The organism is Dongia mobilis (genome assembly GCF_004363235.1).
Classification (GTDB): Bacteria; Pseudomonadota; Alphaproteobacteria; order Dongiales; family Dongiaceae; genus Dongia; species Dongia mobilis.
Window position 1 is genome coordinate 37,999 of the sequence record NZ_SNYW01000001.1, and the last position, 15,406, is coordinate 53,404.

The window sequence follows — 15,406 nt, forward strand, 5'->3', positions numbered from 1 at the left end:
ACTTCACCTCACAGTACATCCGTGCTCAGGCAAAGGCGGGCGGCAGGTTCGGCGCTTGGCGCCGAAGGACTTGCAGTCTATCTGGTGCCGGCGCCGTCGGATTTCAAGCGGGGACCGATCCGGGCAGCAAAGCCGGCGCGGTCCCTCAGACCAGCCGAACCTTGGCGAAGGCTTCCGGGTCAATTCCCAGGGTGCGCAGGTGCTGGGCTTGCGGCTGTTCCCGGTTTTCGACGGCGGCTGCACAGGCGCGGGCGGCTGCGAAAGCGCGCCCCAGATCAAGCAATGCGCGGCCGAAACGGGGCAGAAGGCTGGCGATTCCGGTTGTGCCGAAAGATTGTGAAGTTATGTCAGTCATTTAATCCATCCTCCATCCCCTGGTACCGGGAATATGGGGGCAATGCTGCGGCGCAGCAATAGGTCAGATCGGCACACCTAATCTGCGTTCCCTGCACGGCTTGGCCCGGGAAGTCCCGGTCGGATGAGTTGGCGTTGGCGATCGAAACCCGGCTGCCATTTGTGCCGGCGGGGGCGTTTCAAAAGCGCCGAATCCGTCGGAAGGCTGCGGCATCAATGCCGAGACGGCGCAGATCGGCACCGCGCGGCTGGGCCCGGACCCGGATAGCGGCGGCGGCGGCGCGGGCGGCGTCGAGGTCAAGCAGGAAACCGACCGCGAGATCGCGCAGATTGCGCAGGGTGCGGACAAGGTATTGCGGAAAAGGGGCGTTCTTCCCGGTCTCGGTCATTCTAGCTCTTCCATCCGGCATGAGATTTTGCTCGGGCAGAGATGATGCCGGATTCCCGGTTCACCAATGGGACATAGCGGCGCATGGCCCGCTCGATGCCACCTGCCGGCATCGCCGCACCGCTGCATCTACCCGGGACTATCCTGGTGGATTAATGTTTTCAATCAGTTAACCTGGAGCGTACCGGGGCGATCGCCAGCACCTGCGGGGCCCCCCGGCAAATCCGCTATGCCGCCATGACGCGGTTTCACCGGCCTGTGAGAAAAGTTCAGTTTGCGACATGAAAGCGGGTCGTTAATCGACTATCTGCGGTCGCCGGCATTGCAGCCGGGCGGATGGGGAGGGCCTACCAATGGCCCGGAATGGAGATTCGGGTGACGGAACACGCACCAGCCGGTTGCCTCATCATCGCCTGCGGCGCGCTCGCCAGAGAGATCCTGGCGGTCCGCGACGCCAATGGCTGGGACGAGGCGCAAATGGCGGTGACCTGCCTGCCGGCGATCTGGCATAACCGCCCGGAGAAAATCCCGGCGGGCGTGCGGTCGAAGATCCGCGGCGGCCGGAAGAAGGGCTATCGCTCGATCTTCGTGCTCTATGGCGATTGCGGCACCGGCGGCCAGCTGGACGAGGTGCTGCGGGAAGAGGGGGTCGAACGGATCGAGGGGCCGCATTGCTACGATTTTTATGCGGGCCGGGCCGAGTTCGACCGGCTGATGGAAGAGGAACTGGGCAGCTTCTTCCTGACCGATTACATCGCCCGGCATTTCGACCGGATCATCTGGCAGGGCATGGGGCTCGACCGGCATCCGGAATTGCGCGATGCCTATTTCGGCCATTACCGGCGCGTCGTCTATCTGGCACAGATCGATGACCCGGTACTGACCGAAAAGGCCGAGGCGGCGGCCCGGAGACTGGGCCTTGCCTTCGAAAGGCGGCTGACGGGTTATGGCGGGCTGGCGACCTTCCTCGAGAAGGCCGCCCAACAGAGCAAAGGATGAATTGAGGATGGCGCAGCTGACCGTGGTCTACTGGCGCGATATTCCGGCCCAGGTGATCGTCAAAAAGGGCCGCGAAAGTGCCAAGCGGCAATTGGACGAGCGCTTCGAGAAGGCGATCGACCGCGCCGCCATGCGCGCCAAATTGCGCGACACGGATTCGTATCTGGCCGAATGGCGCCGTGCGGCACCGGTCGAGGTCAGCGATGACATCGAAGCCGAGGCGGAAAAGGCCAAGGCCGATCTCGAAGCCGCCTTCCCGGAAGAGGCGCTGAAGGTGTTCGTCGAAAATGGCGGCCTCAAGGCCGCCGCCAACGAAGGCTGAAAACCCATGTACGCAGTGCGCCTCTGGTCGGTGCGCCACGCAAAGGGCCTCAACCGCTTCTACAAGGCGTTCGAGCGCGTGCTCGTGGCGCTGCACCCGCTCTGGAACAGGATCGGCTACGACAAGGTCGAGCGGCCGTTCCAGGTGATGGAGCAGGCGACCAAGGGCTTCCTGTTCGATTGCCAGATGTGCGGGCAATGCGCCCTCTCCTCGACCGGCATGTCCTGCCCGATGAATTGCCCAAAGACCCTGCGTAACGGACCTTGCGGCGGTGTGCGCCCCAACGGCCATTGCGAAGTGAAGCCTGAGATGAAATGCGTCTGGGTGCAGGGCTGGATGGGCGCCGAGAACATGGGCGATCTTTCCAAAATCAAGGACGTGCAGGTCCAGGTCGACAATCGCCTCAAGGGCAAGTCCTCCTGGCTGCGCGTCGTCCGCATGGAAAAGAAGGTCGGCGAGTTCGCGCCCAAGCCGCCAAAAGCACCGCCCGCCAAGAAAGCGGACGCAGCTGCCGCGCCGAAGCCGGCCGGCGAGGGGAAGGCGGCATGAGCGAGCTGCATTTCGACCCCGCCGCACCGCTGCCGCATCTGCCTGGCCATTCCTCCGGCGGGCGGCTGGAGCGCATCCTGCGCGCCGGCAAGTTCGCCGTGACGGCCGAACTCAACCCGCCCGATTCCGCCGATCCGCGCGACGTCTATGACCGCGCGCTGGTGCTCTCCGAAGTCTGCGACGCGATCAACGCCACCGACGCCTCGGGCGCCAATTGCCACATGTCGTCGGTCGGCATCTGCTCGCTGCTGACTCGCGCCGGCTATGCTGTCATCATGCAGATCTCCTGCCGCGACCGGAACCGCATCGCCATCCAGGGCGATGTGCTGGGCGCCGCTGCCATGGGGGTGCAGAACATCCTGTGCCTGACCGGCGACGGCGTGCAGGCCGGCGACCAGCCGGAAGCCAAGCCGGTCTTCGATTTCGATTCCACCTCGCTCCTCAAATGCATCCGCGGCATGCGCGACGAGGGCAAGTTCCTTTCGGGGCGCAAGATCACGGTGCCGCCGCGTGTCTTCCTCGGCGGCGCTGCCAATCCCTTCGTGCCGCCGCTGGATCACCGCGCCATTCATATCGGCAAGAAGATCGCGGCCGGCGCCCAGTTCATCCAGACCCAGTATTGCTACGACGTGCCGATGCTCAGGAAATTCATGGCGAAGGTGCGCGAGCAGGGCCTCCATGAGAAGGCCTTCTTCCTGATCGGCGTGGGGCCGCTGCCCTCCTCGAAGACCGCGCGCTGGATGCGCAGCAATGTGCCGGGCGTGCATATCCCGGATGCCGTGATCGAGCGGATGGAGAAATCCAAGAACGAGAAGGCCGAGGGCAAGCAGCTTGCCATCGACCTGATCCAGGAGATCAAGGAGATCGAGGGCGTCCACGGCATCCATGTCATGGCCTATCGCCAGGAGGAATTCGTCAACGAGATCATCCACGCCTCTGGCGTGATGAAGAATCGCCAGCCGAGCCGGGCGCCGCGTCCGGAAACGCCCATCAGCATCTCGGCATGAGCCAGCAACATCCCGTGTTCAGAAAGGACCTTTGACCAATGACCGATACCGTCGTCAGCTCAGCCACCAAGGAAGTCGTGATCGGCTTCGATCGCCCCTTCTGCGTCATCGGCGAGCGCATCAATCCCACGGGGCGCAAGCTGCTGGCTGCCGAGATGGCCGCCGGCGACTATTCGCGCGTGAAGTCGGATGCCCTCGCCCAGGTGGCGGCGGGTGCGCATATGCTCGACGTTAATGCCGGCATCCCGCTGGCCGACGAGCCGCGGATCCTGGCCGAATCGATCCAGCTGGTACAGTCGCTGACCGACACCCCGCTCTCGATCGACAGCTCGATCGTGGCGGCACTCGAAGCCGGCCTTGCCGTCTACAAGGGCAAGGCGCTGGTCAACTCGGTCACCGGCGAGGAGGAGCGCCTGGAAAGCGTGCTGCCGCTGGTGAAGAAATACGGTGCCGCCGTGGTTGCCATCTCCAATGACGAGACCGGTATCTCGGAGGATCCCGATGTGCGCTTCGAGGTGGCGAAGAAGATCGTGCACCGCGCCGCCGATTTCGGCATCTCCCATGCCGACATCGTGGTCGATCCGCTGGTCATGCCGATCGGTGCGCTCGGCAATGCCGGCAAGGCCGCCTTCAGCCTCATCCGCCGCCTGCGCGAGGAATTGAAGGTCAACACCACCTGCGGCGCCTCCAACATCTCCTTCGGCCTGCCCAACCGCCACGGCCTCAACCAGGCCTTCCTCTCCATGGCGATCGGCGCCGGCATGACCTCGGCCATCATGAACCCGCTCCATATCGAGGAGATGACCGGCATCTGGGGGGCGGATGTGCTGATGGGCACCGACGCGCATTGCGCCCACTGGATCAAGCGTTTCCGCGAGCCTGCGGCGGAAGGCGAAGCCGGCGCCCGTGGCCGCCGCGAACGCACCGGCCGTCGTGGTGGCGGCGGCGGCGGCACGCCGGAAGCGGCGAACGCTTAAGCGATGCTCCCTTCTCTGCCTCTCCCCTTTGAAGGGGAGGGCAGGGAGGGGGTAACAATTCAAGCAAGTGTCCCCATCCTTGGCCCGAGGATGGGGTTTGGTGTTTAAGGGGCCCGGAAAGACCATAATCGAGTCGCGGGATCAGGATCATGGCGGATATCGGCACGGAAACCATCGACACGGGGAAGAGCGCCACGGGTGACCCGTTGCTGGTCTTCATGCCGTCAGGTCGGCGCGGCTATTTCCCCAAGGGCACCCCGATCCTGGCCGCGGCGCGGCAGCTGGGCGTCGACATCGATTCCGTCTGCGGCGGGCGCGGCATCTGCGGTCGCTGCCAGGTGGTCGTTTCCGAGGGCGAGTTCGCCAAGCTCGGCGTCACCTCGGATACCCATCACCTCTCCGATTTCTCCAGCGTCGAGCAGCGTTACGCCGACAAACGCGGCCTGAAGCCGGGGCGGCGGCTCTCCTGCCAGGCTGTGCTGCTGGGCGATCTCGTCATCGACGTGCCGGCCGACAGCCAGGTGCACAAGCAGGTGGTCCGCAAGCGCGCCGAGATGCGCGAGATCATCCTCGATCCGGTGATCAAGCTGCATTACGTCGAAGTGCGCGAGCCGGACATGCATGACCCGACCGGCGATCTGCAGCGCCTCGAGGAAGCGCTCAAGAACCAGTGGAGCCTGGAAGGGCTCGATTGCGACGTGCGCGCGATCCAGGGCCTGCAGCAGGCGCTCAGGAAAGGCGAGTGGAAGGTCACTGTCGCCGTCCATATGGGCAAGCAGATCACGGCGGTCTGGCCCGGCTTCCAGGAAAAAATATATGGCTTTGCGGTGGATGTCGGCTCCACCACCATCGCCGGGCATCTGTGCGACCTGCAGACCGGCGAGGTCGTCGCTTCCTCCGGCCTGATGAACCCGCAGATCCGCTTCGGCGAGGATCTGATGAGCCGCGTCTCCTATGTCATGATGAATCCGGGCGGCGACCAGGACATGACCCGGGCGGTGCGCGAGGCCCTCAATGATCTGGCCCAGGCGGTGGCAAGGGAGGCCGGCTGCACGGTCGAGGACATCCTCGAATGCACCTTCGTCGGCAATCCGATCATGCATCACCTGCTCCTGGGCATTAACCCCATCGAGCTGGGCTGGGCGCCCTTCGCGCTGGCGACCGACGGACCGGTCCAGATCTGGGCCAGCGAGATCGACCTGAAGGTCCATCCCAACGCGCGCATTTATGTGCTGCCCTGCATCGCCGGCCATGTCGGCGCCGACACGGCGGGCGTCATCCTGTCCGAGACGCCCTATGAAAGCGACGAGATGACCCTCATCGTCGATGTCGGCACCAATGCCGAGATCGTGCTCGGCAACAAGAACCGCCTGGTGGCGGCCTCCTCGCCCACGGGGCCCGCCTTCGAGGGTGCGCAGATCTCCTGCGGCCAGCGCGCCGCGCCCGGCGCCATCGAGCGCGTGCGCATCGACCGCGAGACGCTGGAGCCGCGCTTCAAGGTGATCGGCTGCGACCTCTGGTCGGACCATCCGGATTTCGCCAAACAGACCGAGGCCTTCGGCGTCACCGGTGTCTGCGGCTCCGGCATCATCGAGGCACTGGCCGAGATGTTCCTCTCCGGCATCCTGACCCAGGACGGCGTCATCGACGGTGCCATGGCCGCGAAAAGCCCGCGCATCCAGGCCGAGGGACGGACTTTCCTTTACCTGCTGCATGACGGCCAGCCGCAACTGAAGATCACGCAGAACGACATCCGCGCCATCCAGCTGGCCAAGGCCGCACTCTATGCCGGCGCCAGGCTGCTGATGGACAAGCTCGGCATCGAGAAGGTGGACCGCATCACGCTGGCCGGCGCCTTTGGCAGTCATATCGACGTCAAATACGCCATGGTCCTCGGCATGATCCCGGATTGCGACCTCGCCAAGGTGACCTCGGCTGGCAATGCCGCCGGTACCGGGGCTCGCATTGCGCTTCTCAACCGCGGGGCGCGGGACGAGATCGCGCGCGTAGTGAAACAGGTCGAGAAGATCGAGACCGCGGTCGAGGCCAAGTTCCAGGAGCATTTCATCGAGGCGATGGCGCTCCCGCACAAGACTTCGCCCTATCCGCATCTCGCCAAGGCGGTGAAGCTGCCGGAGCCGAAACTTGCCGCCCAGCCCGACGGCACCGGCGAGGATGGCGGCCGCCGCCGCAACCGCCGGCGGGGGTGACGTGACCGCCGACCCGCGCGGCTTCGGCATCTACATCCACTGGCCGTTCTGCAAGGCCAAATGCCCCTATTGCGATTTCAACTCCCATGTGCGGGAGCGGATCGCGGAGGATGACTGGCGGGAAGCCTATCTCAGCGAGCTGGCGCATTTCGCTGCCATGGTGCCGGAGCGCATGGTCACCAGCATTTTCTTCGGCGGCGGCACGCCCTCGCTGATGAACCCGGCGACCGCCGCAACCGTGATCGATGCGATCGCGCGGCATTGGCGCATCGCCAACGACATCGAGGTGACGCTGGAGGCCAACCCGACCTCGGTCGAGGCCGGCAAGCTGCGCGACTTCCGCGCGGCCGGCATCAACCGCGTCTCCCTCGGCATCCAGGCGCTCGATGATCGGGATCTCAAATTCCTTGGCCGCCAGCACAGCGCCGGAGAGGCACTGGCGGCGCTTGAACTCGCCGCCGGCATCTTCGCGCGCTTCAGCTTCGACCTCATCTATGCGCGGCCCGGCCAGACGCCGGAAACGTGGCGGCGGGAACTCGACCGCGCCCTGGCCTTTGCCGCCGATCACCTCTCGCTCTATCAGCTTACCATCGAGCCCGGCACGGCATTCGAGCAATCTCACGCGCGCGGCGATTTCCGCCTGCCGCCGGAGGAGATCCAGGCCGAGCTCTATGAGATGACCGGGGCCAGGCTGGAAGGCGCCGGCCTGCTGCCCTACGAGATTTCGAATTATGCGAGGCCGGGTTCGGAGTCGCGCCACAACCTCACCTATTGGCGCTATGGCGATTATGTCGGCATCGGCCCGGGTGCCCATGGCCGGCTTACCCTGGCCGGTGAGCAGCCCGGGGGCCGCAAGATCGCGACACGCCAGCACCGGGCACCGGAACGCTGGCTGGAAATGGTGGCGGCAGGCGGCCATGCCACGCGCCAGTTCGATGAAGTTGATGCCGATGCGCGTATCGCCGAGATGGTGATGATGGGCCTGCGTCTTGCCGAAGGCATCCCGCTCGACCGTTTCCAGGCGGAATCGGGGCGGCCGTTCGCGGCCAGCATCGACCCCGTCCGCTACGAACGCCTGGCGAAAGGCGGCTTCCTTGCGATCAGCGAAGACCGATTGCTGGCGACCGCCGCCGGTCGCCAGCGCCTCGATGCGGTGCTCGGCGAGTTGCTGGGGTAGCGGTCAAACCTCGGCGATCTTGTCGATGAATTCGCCGGAGAGCATGCGCAACTGGTCGACATCGCCGGCCAGATCGGCCGCTTCGGACCGCAGTTTCGAAGCGCCGTCGCCGGAATGACCGGCCGCCGCCGCCGCGGCCGCGATGCGCTGGCTGACGGTTTCCGTTTCACTCGAGGCCTGTTGCACATTGCGGGCGATTTCGCCGGTCGCCTCCTGCTGCTGTGCCACCGCCTCGCTCACCACATGGGCCTTCTGGTTGATGTCGCCGATCGAGGTGGCGATGCCGCCGATGGCGCCGACCGCCTTCTGCGTCTCGCCCTGGATGCTCTGGATCTGGGCCTGGATCTCGTCGGTCGCCTTGGCGGTCTGGGTGGCCAGATTCTTCACTTCCGACGCCACTACGGCAAAGCCCTTGCCCATTTCACCGGCTCTTGCAGCCTCGATCGTGGCGTTGAGGGCGAGCAGGTTCGTCTGGCTGGCGATCTCGTTGATAAGGCGCACGACCTCGCCGATGCGGTTCGCTGAATCGGCCAGGTTCTGCATGATGGCGCTGGTTTCATTGGCTTCGGAGACGGCGCGTTCGGCGGCGCTTGAGGTCTCGGCCACCTGGCGCGAAATATCGGCGATCGACGCGGTCAGCTCCTCGGTCGCGGCCGCCACTGCCTCGACATTGCGCGCGACGCGACCTGCCGCCTCATTGGACGAGCCGACATCGCCACTGGTTTCTTCCGCCTGATGCGCCACCGTATCGGCGCCTGCGCTCAGCGTGCCGGCGGCGCCCGCGACGCGGTCGATGACGCCCAGCACCGATTGCCGAAACTGTTCGGCAACATTGTGCAGGGTAGCCTGGCGTTCGGCCTGGGCCGCCTTCTCGGCCTCGGCCTGCGCCGCCTGCAGGCGGTTGCGCTCTTCCATGCCGGTCTTGAAGATGGCGACCGTGCGGGCCATCACGCCGATCTCGTCGCGGCGACCGGTGTGACGCACCTCGACGGCAAGATTGCCCTCGCCCAGCGCGCCGAGATCGGTGCGCAGCTCGGCGAGCGGTCGCAGCAGGCGCTTGGTGACGAAGAGGCCGAGCAGCACCAGCACCACGGTGACACCCAGCGTGACCAGGCCGAAGCGCCACAACAGCGCTTCCACCACGGCAAAGTAGTCGCTTTTCTTGACGCCGACATAGAGGATGCCGATGGTCTCGCCCGCCGGATTCTTGATCGGGTCGTAGCCGGTGAAGAAGGTCTGGCCCAGGATGTCGACCGTGCCGGTGAAGGATTGCCCGCGCCCCAGCACCGCGTCATGGGCGGCGTTCTTGGCAAGCTGCGTGCCGATGGCGCGGCCCGAACCGTCGGGTTTCATCACATTGGTGGCGATGCGGGTGTCGCCCTGGAAGATGGTGGCCGTGCCGCCCACCAGTTCCTTGACCTTGTCGACGATGGCGTAGTTCTCGTTCAGCAGCACATCGTCGGCATACATCTTGCCATCGCGGATGGTGAAGGTCGTGCCGGCCTGATGGAGCACGTTCCAGGCGACGCGCATGCTGGTTTCCTGCGCCTTGACGGCCTGGTTCTCCATCTCCTGGGCGACCAGTTGATAGGCGGTGAAGATCAGCACGCCGGCAAGCAGAATGAGGAATGCGGTTGTGGCCAAGGTCACGCGACCGGCGATCGAGATGCGGTTGAACATGTTGGAGCGAATCCTGTGTGGCATAGCGGAACAGCCGGTCGACCCCATGGGGATTGGTCCCCGCGGTCACCGGCTACATACCCAAGTATTGCGCTCAGTTATGCTAACAACTGGTTATTGCCACACCCGGCGACCCGCAGCGTCCTAGGACACCAGTCGGAAAACGCATACATCGAGATGCGTTTCATCGAAGCGCGCGTCAAACGAAGCTCAATTGATGGCGGCGGCGAAGCTGCTTGCGGCAGGGTCCTTCAGGGTGAATCCGCCCGGCACCACTTCCAGCACGGCCAGGCTGCGCTCGGTCCGCCCGTCGGGCAGCAGGCGGAAGACGCCCGTGACGCCGGCAAAGCCGGACGGGTCGGTGAGGCGCGCGGTCGAGAAATCGCCGCCAGGCTTGGATTGCGCGAGGGCCACCGCCAGGGTGACCGCGTCATAAACGATGCCGGCGCGCGGATCCGGCTGGCTGCCATAAAGGGCGGCGTAACGCTGGGCGAAATTCTGCCAGCGATCCGGCGGCGTGGCGGCGAACCAGCCGCCGATAAGCGCACCTTCGCTCAGGGTTCCGCCATCCTGCCACAGGGCGGTGCCGAGCAGGCGCACGACACCCGGCGGCAGGTCGAAGGCCGGCAGCATGGCGGCGATGGCGCGCAGGCGCTGCCCGCCCTCGGGTATCATCAGCGCGTCGAAGGGCTGGCGCTTGTAGGCCTCGCCGGTCTCGCGCGCCGGAATCGAAATGTCGGCGCTCTGCGGATCATAGAAGGTGATCTGCGCGATGTTGCCGCCATGGCGCACGACCGAATCCTGATAGGCGCCGAGCACGGCCCGGCCATAGCCGGAATTGGGCACCATGATGGCAAAACGCTTGAGACCCTGGGCGGCGGCATAGGCGACCACGCGCTCGACCTGCACCTCCGGCGTCACCCCCAGCAGATAGACGCCGGGCTGCGCCGCGCTGATGTCGTTGCTGAAGCTGACCATCGGCACCCTGGCGGCGGTGGCGGGGGGTGCCGCCAGCTTGATGTCGGCGCCGAACAGGGGACCCAGGATAATGTCGGCCTTGGCGGTGACGGCGCTAGCGACGGCCCCATCGGGGCTGAGCGCTGCGGTATCGCGCGGCAGCAGCTCGAAATCCGCGGCGCCGACGTCGAACAGGCCCATTTCGGCCGCCTGCAGCATGGCGCGGCCAAGGCCCGCCTGCTGGCCGGAGAGCGGCAGCAGCAGGCCGACCTGGGCGCCGGGGGCGCCGGTTTCGGGCGCCGGGGCCGGCGCCTGGACGCTGGGCGCCGGGACAGGCGCCGGGGTGGGCGCCGGCTGCACCGGCTTCGGCGGCGGCGCGCTGGGGGCACAGGCGGCGAGGATCAGGCTCGACAAGACGAGGCCGGCAAGGGCAGGAATGAAACGGATGCCGGATTGCCGGGAACCCATCATGATCTCTCCACTGGATGAACGCGCCAAATGAGCCCGAAGCCTAGCGATCCCCCGGCAGCAAGTAAACCGAGCCCTGCCGAAACCGTGCCGTCGCCGGCGACAGGCGGCGAGCTTGCCCTGGTCGCCACACCGATCGGCAATCTCGGCGATCTTACCCGGCGCGCCGCCGATTATCTGCAGGCGGCCGATTGCATCGCCTGCGAGGACAGCCGGGTGACGCTGCGCCTGCTGCAGCATCTCGGGCTGAAGAAGCCGCTCATCGTCTATCACGACCACAATGCCGAGGAGATGCGACCGCAGCTGATGGAACGCCTGCAACGCGGCGAAAAGATGGCGCTGGTGTCCGATGCCGGGACACCGCTCATCTCCGACCCCGGCTTCAAGCTGGTGCGCGCGGCGGCTGCGGCGGGCATCCGTGTCACCGCGCTTCCCGGACCCTCGGCGCCGATCATGGCGCTGATCCTGTCCGGCCTGCCCAGCGACCGCTTCCTGTTCCTCGGCTTCCTGCCGCCCAGATCGACCGCCCGCCGCGGCGAATTGGCGGAAGTGGCGCAGGTCAGGGCCAGCCTGATCCTGTTCGAGACCGCGCCGCGCCTCGTCGATGCGCTCGAGGACCTGCTGGCGGTCCTCGGCGACCGGCCGGCGGCGGTGGCGCGCGAACTCACCAAGATGTTCGAGGAGGTGCGGCGCGGCCCGCTCTCGGAACTCGCCGCCCATTACCGCGAGGCCGGCCCGCCCAGGGGCGAGATCGTGCTGGTGGTCGGGCCGCCCGCTGCGGCGGTGCCGGCCGATGCCGCCGACCTGGATGCGGCGCTCGGGGCGGCTCTTGCCAAGATGCGCGTCAAGGAAGCCGCCGAGGCGGTGGCAGCCGCCCTCGGCCTGCCCAGGCGCCAGGTCTATCAGCGCGCGCTGGAACTCAAGGAAGGCGGCGATTGACCCGGGCGCAGCGCAGCGAGGCGCGGCATCAACGCGGCATCCGGGCGCGGCGGCGCGGCCGCATGGCCGAGGCGCTGGCCGTCCTCTATCTGCGCTGCAAGGGATATCGCATCATCGAGCGCAACTGGCGCTCGAAGCTGGGCGAGATCGATGTCCTGGCGCGCAAGGGGCCGGTCCTCGTCCTCATCGAAGTAAAGGCGCGCGCCGATGCCGCACTGGCCGGCGGCGCGCTGATGACCGATCAGCGCCGGCGCCTGCTGCGCGCCCTCGGCCATTATCTGAAAACGCGGCCTTCCCTGGCCGGCTGCGATCTGCGCTGCGACGTGCTGGCGCTGGGGCGCTTCGGCTGGCCGGTCCATATCCGCGATGCCTGGCGGCCGGATTGGCCGTGAAACGCGGTGCCGGCACGACCCCGAAGCCGAGTGGACTTGAGGCAGGGCGCGGGTTCAGGCATGATTCGCCCATGAATCGGGCCCGAATCCCCTTTTGCGGCAAGGTGCCGGCACATATCCCCGGTACGCGCGCCTTTATGGGGGTGATGGCCGGCGGGGGCCTCGTCCTCCTGCTCGGCGCCTGTTCGCCGGTCGGCACCGCGGTCGGTGTTGCCGCCACCACGATCAACCTCGCCACCCAGGAACGCGGCCTCGTCACCGGCGTCGATGACAACCTGATCTGGGTCGGCATCAACGAGCGGATGTTCCGCAAGGACGCGGAACTCTTCCAGAAAGTCAGCTTGCAGGTGCATGAAGGGCGCGTATTGCTGACCGGCTTCGTGCAAAAGCCCGAGCATCGCGTCATGGCGACCGAACTGGCCTGGCAGGCCGATGGCGTGCGCGAGGTCGACAACCAGATCAAGATCGGCAACAGCCTGGGGGTCGACGATTATGCCGAGGATGCCTGGCTGATCGCGCGCCTGCGCATGAAGCTGATGGCGGACAGCCAGGTGCGCGCCAACAATTACAGCATCGATTGCATCCGCTCGACCGTCTATCTGATCGGCGTCGCCCAGGACAAGGCCGAATTGCAGCGCGTGATCGACCATGCGCGCGACATTCCCTATGTCGATGCGGTGGTGGCGCGGGTACGGCTGCTGGACGAAGCGCTGCCGCCGGTTCCCGATGCGCCGCCGATCATCCGCGATTCGCCGATCGCCGGCGAACCGCTGCTGGTCGAAGCACAGCCACCGGCACCTTTGGCAAAAGAAATGGGCGCGGGCGGCCTGCCGAAATCGACCCCCGCCGCTGCAGCAACTCCCCAGGCGGCCAAGCCCTTCGTGGCGCAGAATGTGTCCGCACAACCAGGGCCGTTCCAGGCCGTTCCCTTCCAGCCGCAACCCCCGGCGACAACTTCGACCTCATCGCAACCCCCTTTTGCCAAGCCCTTCGTCCCGGCGCCCTCCTCCACCAGCGAGGCCAGCGCTGCCGAGTTGCAGGCAACGCCGCTGCCCTAGCGCCGCCGGCCGGACCAGTATGACCTCGCGCGCCATCCTCGAACACGAACTTGCCGATATCGGCGCCCGGGCGGATGCGGCGATCGATCTGGCCGAGGCGGCCCTCGTGCTTGCCGCCCTCGACCGGCCGGAGGCTGGCCTCCACCCCTATCGCCAGCACCTCGCGGCCATCGCCGACAGCATGCGCCTGGCCGCCATCCTGCCGGGCCTGACGGCATCCGGGCAGACCGGCCTCAAGGCGCGCTGCCGCGTGCTGGCCGATGTGATGACCGGCGAATACGCCTATCGCGGCGACCGGGTGTCCTATGACGATCTCCGGAATGCCGATCTGATGCGGGTGATCGAGCGGCGGCAGGGCCTGCCCGTGGCGCTCGCCATACTTTACATTCACGCCGCGCGCAGCCAGGGCTGGGTGATCGAGGGCGTCAACTTTCCGGGTCACTTCGTGATCCGTCTCTATCACGACGGCTGTGCCGCGATCCTCGACCCGTTCGAGGGCGGCGCGGTGCTGGAGATCGGCGATCTCCGCCAGCGCCTGAAATCGGTGATCGGCGACAAGGCGGAATTGCAGCCCAGCCATTATGCCGCCATCGGCAATCGCGACATCCTCCTGCGCCTCGTCAACAACATCAAGGTGCGCCTCATCCAGGACGGCGACCTGGCGCGGGCGGCCGAGATGGTGGCGCGCATGCTGCTGGTGGCGCCCGCCCAGGCGCCGCTCTGGCGCGAGAGCGGCCTCATCCAGTCGCGTCTCGGCAATCTCCTTGCCGCGCGCGCGGCCTTCCTGCGCTTTCTCGAGATTTCCGACAACGAGAACCAGCGGCACCAGGTCGCGCGCCTGCTGCAGGAATTGACGCAGCGCTTGCAGTAGCATTAGCCTCGCCGCGCCGGCAAGCCGGCGCGCCCGCAACCGAGGCCGAACGGAACCCAGATGAAGCTCAGCGTCGCCATCCAGATGGACCCCGTCGAGACGATCGATATCGACGGCGATTCCACTTTCGTGCTGGGGCTTGCCGCCCAGCGGCGCGGCCACATCCTCTATCACTACCATCCGCGCCAGCTGACTTGGCGCGATGGACGGGTAACGGCTCGGGCGCGCCCCGTGGAGTTCCGCCGCGAGCGCGGCAATCACGCCAGCCTGGGCGCCGAGGAGGTGCTGGATCTTTCGCTGCTCGATGTCGTGCTGATGCGCCAGGACCCGCCCTTCGACATGGCCTATATCACCGCGACCCATATCCTGGAGCGCATCCATCCAAATACGCTGGTGGTGAACGACCCCGCCCATGTGCGCAACGCGCCGGAGAAGCTGTCGGTTACCGAATTCAGGAACGTGATGCCGCCGACCCTCATCACCAGCGACCGGCACGAGATCCTCGCCTTTCGTGCCGAGCACAAGGACATCATCCTGAAGCCGCTGTTCGGCAATGGCGGCGCCGGCGTCTTCCATGTCAAGCCCGACGACGAGAATCTTGCCTCGTTGCTGGAGATGTTCACCCAGTTCTATCGCGAGCCGATCCAGATCCAGCGCTACGAGCCGGCCGTGCGCGAAGGCGACAAGCGCATCATCCTGATCGACGGCGAGGCGGTGGGCGCCATCAATCGCGTCCCGGCCGAAGGCGAGGCGAGGAGCAACATGCATGTCGGCGGCCGGGCGGTGAAATCCGACCTCAGCAAGCGCGACCGCGAGATCTGCGAGATCATCGGGCCCGAGCTGAAGCGCCGCGGCCTCATCTTCGTCGGCATCGATGTGATCGGTTCCTACCTGACCGAGATCAACGTCACCTCGCCGACCGGGCTGCAGCAGATCAACCGCTTCGACGGGGTCTGCCTCGAGGACCGCATCTGGGACGCGATCGAGGCGAAGCTGTAGCGGGCATTTCCGGTCTGGTCTTCACGTCATTCCCGGGCTTGCCCCGGGGATCCAGCACA

At 66.2% G+C, this 15,406-nt stretch carries 16 protein-coding genes; 12 read left to right on the plus strand and 4 right to left on the minus strand.

What is annotated here, in order from left to right:
• Positions 1 to 145: 145 nt before the first annotated feature.
• The gene (locus A8950_RS00170) at positions 146 to 355 is read right to left on the minus strand and encodes a hypothetical protein (RefSeq protein WP_133611461.1); all 210 of its coding nucleotides are present in this window, start codon (positions 353 to 355) and stop codon (positions 146 to 148) included.
• Between the two features lie 178 nt (positions 356 to 533).
• Positions 534 to 743 carry a hypothetical protein gene (locus A8950_RS00175; protein WP_133611462.1) on the minus strand — a complete coding sequence of 70 codons (210 nt, stop codon included), beginning with the start codon at positions 741 to 743 and terminating at the stop codon, positions 534 to 536.
• 374 nt (positions 744 to 1,117) lie between these two features.
• Between A8950_RS00175 and A8950_RS00180 the strand changes: the two genes are divergently transcribed.
• The 7 genes from A8950_RS00180 (at position 1,118) to hemW (ending at position 7,983) form a co-directional block, all read left to right on the plus strand.
• Positions 1,118 to 1,741 carry a DUF1638 domain-containing protein gene (locus A8950_RS00180; RefSeq protein WP_208109680.1) on the plus strand — a complete coding sequence of 208 codons (624 nt, stop codon included), beginning with the start codon at positions 1,118 to 1,120 and terminating at the stop codon, positions 1,739 to 1,741.
• Positions 1,742 to 1,748: 7 nt separating this feature from the next.
• Positions 1,749 to 2,063, plus strand: a complete 315-nt coding sequence (locus tag A8950_RS00185) for a virulence factor (protein ID WP_133611464.1) — start codon at positions 1,749 to 1,751, stop codon at positions 2,061 to 2,063.
• Positions 2,064 to 2,069: 6 nt separating this feature from the next.
• The gene (locus tag A8950_RS00190; RefSeq protein WP_133611465.1) at positions 2,070 to 2,612 is read left to right on the plus strand and encodes a methylenetetrahydrofolate reductase C-terminal domain-containing protein; all 543 of its coding nucleotides are present in this window, start codon (positions 2,070 to 2,072) and stop codon (positions 2,610 to 2,612) included.
• Positions 2,609 to 3,619, plus strand: a complete 1,011-nt coding sequence (locus A8950_RS00195; protein WP_133611466.1) for a methylenetetrahydrofolate reductase — start codon at positions 2,609 to 2,611, stop codon at positions 3,617 to 3,619. The genes A8950_RS00190 and A8950_RS00195 overlap by 4 nt, the downstream gene beginning before the upstream one ends.
• 38 nt (positions 3,620 to 3,657) lie before the next feature.
• Positions 3,658 to 4,596, plus strand: coding sequence for a methyltetrahydrofolate cobalamin methyltransferase (locus A8950_RS00200; RefSeq protein ID WP_133611467.1), 939 nt, complete (start codon positions 3,658 to 3,660; stop codon positions 4,594 to 4,596).
• Positions 4,597 to 4,745: 149 nt separating this feature from the next.
• Positions 4,746 to 6,806 (plus strand): ASKHA domain-containing protein, encoded by a 2,061-nt coding sequence (locus A8950_RS00205; protein WP_133611468.1) that lies wholly within the window; start codon positions 4,746 to 4,748, stop codon positions 6,804 to 6,806.
• A gap of 1 nt (position 6,807) precedes the next feature.
• The gene (gene hemW, locus A8950_RS00210) at positions 6,808 to 7,983 is read left to right on the plus strand and encodes a radical SAM family heme chaperone HemW (protein WP_243735479.1); all 1,176 of its coding nucleotides are present in this window, start codon (positions 6,808 to 6,810) and stop codon (positions 7,981 to 7,983) included.
• A gap of 3 nt (positions 7,984 to 7,986) precedes the next feature.
• Here hemW and A8950_RS00215 read toward each other — a convergent pair whose 3' ends face one another.
• Both A8950_RS00215 and A8950_RS00220 read right to left on the minus strand, forming a co-directional pair.
• The gene (locus tag A8950_RS00215) at positions 7,987 to 9,663 is read right to left on the minus strand and encodes a methyl-accepting chemotaxis protein (protein ID WP_166644915.1); all 1,677 of its coding nucleotides are present in this window, start codon (positions 9,661 to 9,663) and stop codon (positions 7,987 to 7,989) included.
• Positions 9,664 to 9,873: 210 nt separating this feature from the next.
• Positions 9,874 to 11,091 (minus strand): penicillin-binding protein activator, encoded by a 1,218-nt coding sequence (locus A8950_RS00220; RefSeq protein ID WP_133611471.1) that lies wholly within the window; start codon positions 11,089 to 11,091, stop codon positions 9,874 to 9,876.
• 27 nt (positions 11,092 to 11,118) lie between these two features.
• Between A8950_RS00220 and rsmI the strand changes: the two genes are divergently transcribed.
• The 5 genes from rsmI (at position 11,119) to gshB (ending at position 15,347) form a co-directional block, all read left to right on the plus strand.
• On the plus strand, positions 11,119 to 12,027 hold the full coding sequence (gene rsmI, locus A8950_RS00225; RefSeq protein ID WP_133611472.1) for a 16S rRNA (cytidine(1402)-2'-O)-methyltransferase: 909 nt from the start codon (positions 11,119 to 11,121) through the stop codon (positions 12,025 to 12,027).
• Entirely contained in the window at positions 12,024 to 12,419 is a 396-nt protein-coding gene (locus A8950_RS00230) for a YraN family protein (RefSeq protein WP_133611473.1), read from the plus strand. The genes rsmI and A8950_RS00230 overlap by 4 nt, the downstream gene beginning before the upstream one ends.
• Before the next feature lie 71 nt (positions 12,420 to 12,490).
• Positions 12,491 to 13,477, plus strand: coding sequence for a BON domain-containing protein (locus A8950_RS00235; protein WP_133611474.1), 987 nt, complete (start codon positions 12,491 to 12,493; stop codon positions 13,475 to 13,477).
• Between the two features lie 19 nt (positions 13,478 to 13,496).
• Positions 13,497 to 14,348: a SirB1 family protein gene (locus A8950_RS00240; RefSeq protein WP_133611475.1), complete on the plus strand. Its 852-nt coding sequence runs from the start codon at positions 13,497 to 13,499 to the stop codon at positions 14,346 to 14,348.
• A gap of 60 nt (positions 14,349 to 14,408) precedes the next feature.
• A complete protein-coding gene (gene gshB / locus A8950_RS00245) occupies positions 14,409 to 15,347 on the plus strand; it encodes a glutathione synthase (protein WP_133611476.1) in 939 nt (312 codons plus the stop codon).
• Positions 15,348 to 15,406 lie beyond the last annotated feature (59 nt).

What these genes read in the sequence shown, in the direction of transcription:
- gshB (WP_133611476.1), top strand. Translation starts at nt 14,409, where the DNA reads ATGAAGCTCAGCGTCGCCATCCAGATGGACCCCGTCGAGACGATCGAT.
- A8950_RS00215 (WP_166644915.1), bottom strand. Translation starts at nt 9,663, where the DNA reads ATGTTCAACCGCATCTCGATCGCCGGTCGCGTGACCTTGGCCACAACC.
- A8950_RS00175 (WP_133611462.1), bottom strand. Translation starts at nt 743, where the DNA reads ATGACCGAGACCGGGAAGAACGCCCCTTTTCCGCAATACCTTGTCCGC.
- A8950_RS00170 (WP_133611461.1), bottom strand. Translation starts at nt 355, where the DNA reads ATGACTGACATAACTTCACAATCTTTCGGCACAACCGGAATCGCCAGC.
- A8950_RS00195 (WP_133611466.1), top strand. Translation starts at nt 2,609, where the DNA reads ATGAGCGAGCTGCATTTCGACCCCGCCGCACCGCTGCCGCATCTGCCT.
- A8950_RS00235 (WP_133611474.1), top strand. Translation starts at nt 12,491, where the DNA reads ATGAATCGGGCCCGAATCCCCTTTTGCGGCAAGGTGCCGGCACATATC.
- A8950_RS00200 (WP_133611467.1), top strand. Translation starts at nt 3,658, where the DNA reads ATGACCGATACCGTCGTCAGCTCAGCCACCAAGGAAGTCGTGATCGGC.
- A8950_RS00220 (WP_133611471.1), bottom strand. Translation starts at nt 11,091, where the DNA reads ATGATGGGTTCCCGGCAATCCGGCATCCGTTTCATTCCTGCCCTTGCC.
- A8950_RS00240 (WP_133611475.1), top strand. Translation starts at nt 13,497, where the DNA reads ATGACCTCGCGCGCCATCCTCGAACACGAACTTGCCGATATCGGCGCC.
- rsmI (WP_133611472.1), top strand. Translation starts at nt 11,119, where the DNA reads ATGAGCCCGAAGCCTAGCGATCCCCCGGCAGCAAGTAAACCGAGCCCT.
- A8950_RS00205 (WP_133611468.1), top strand. Translation starts at nt 4,746, where the DNA reads ATGGCGGATATCGGCACGGAAACCATCGACACGGGGAAGAGCGCCACG.
- A8950_RS00190 (WP_133611465.1), top strand. Translation starts at nt 2,070, where the DNA reads ATGTACGCAGTGCGCCTCTGGTCGGTGCGCCACGCAAAGGGCCTCAAC.
- A8950_RS00185 (WP_133611464.1), top strand. Translation starts at nt 1,749, where the DNA reads ATGGCGCAGCTGACCGTGGTCTACTGGCGCGATATTCCGGCCCAGGTG.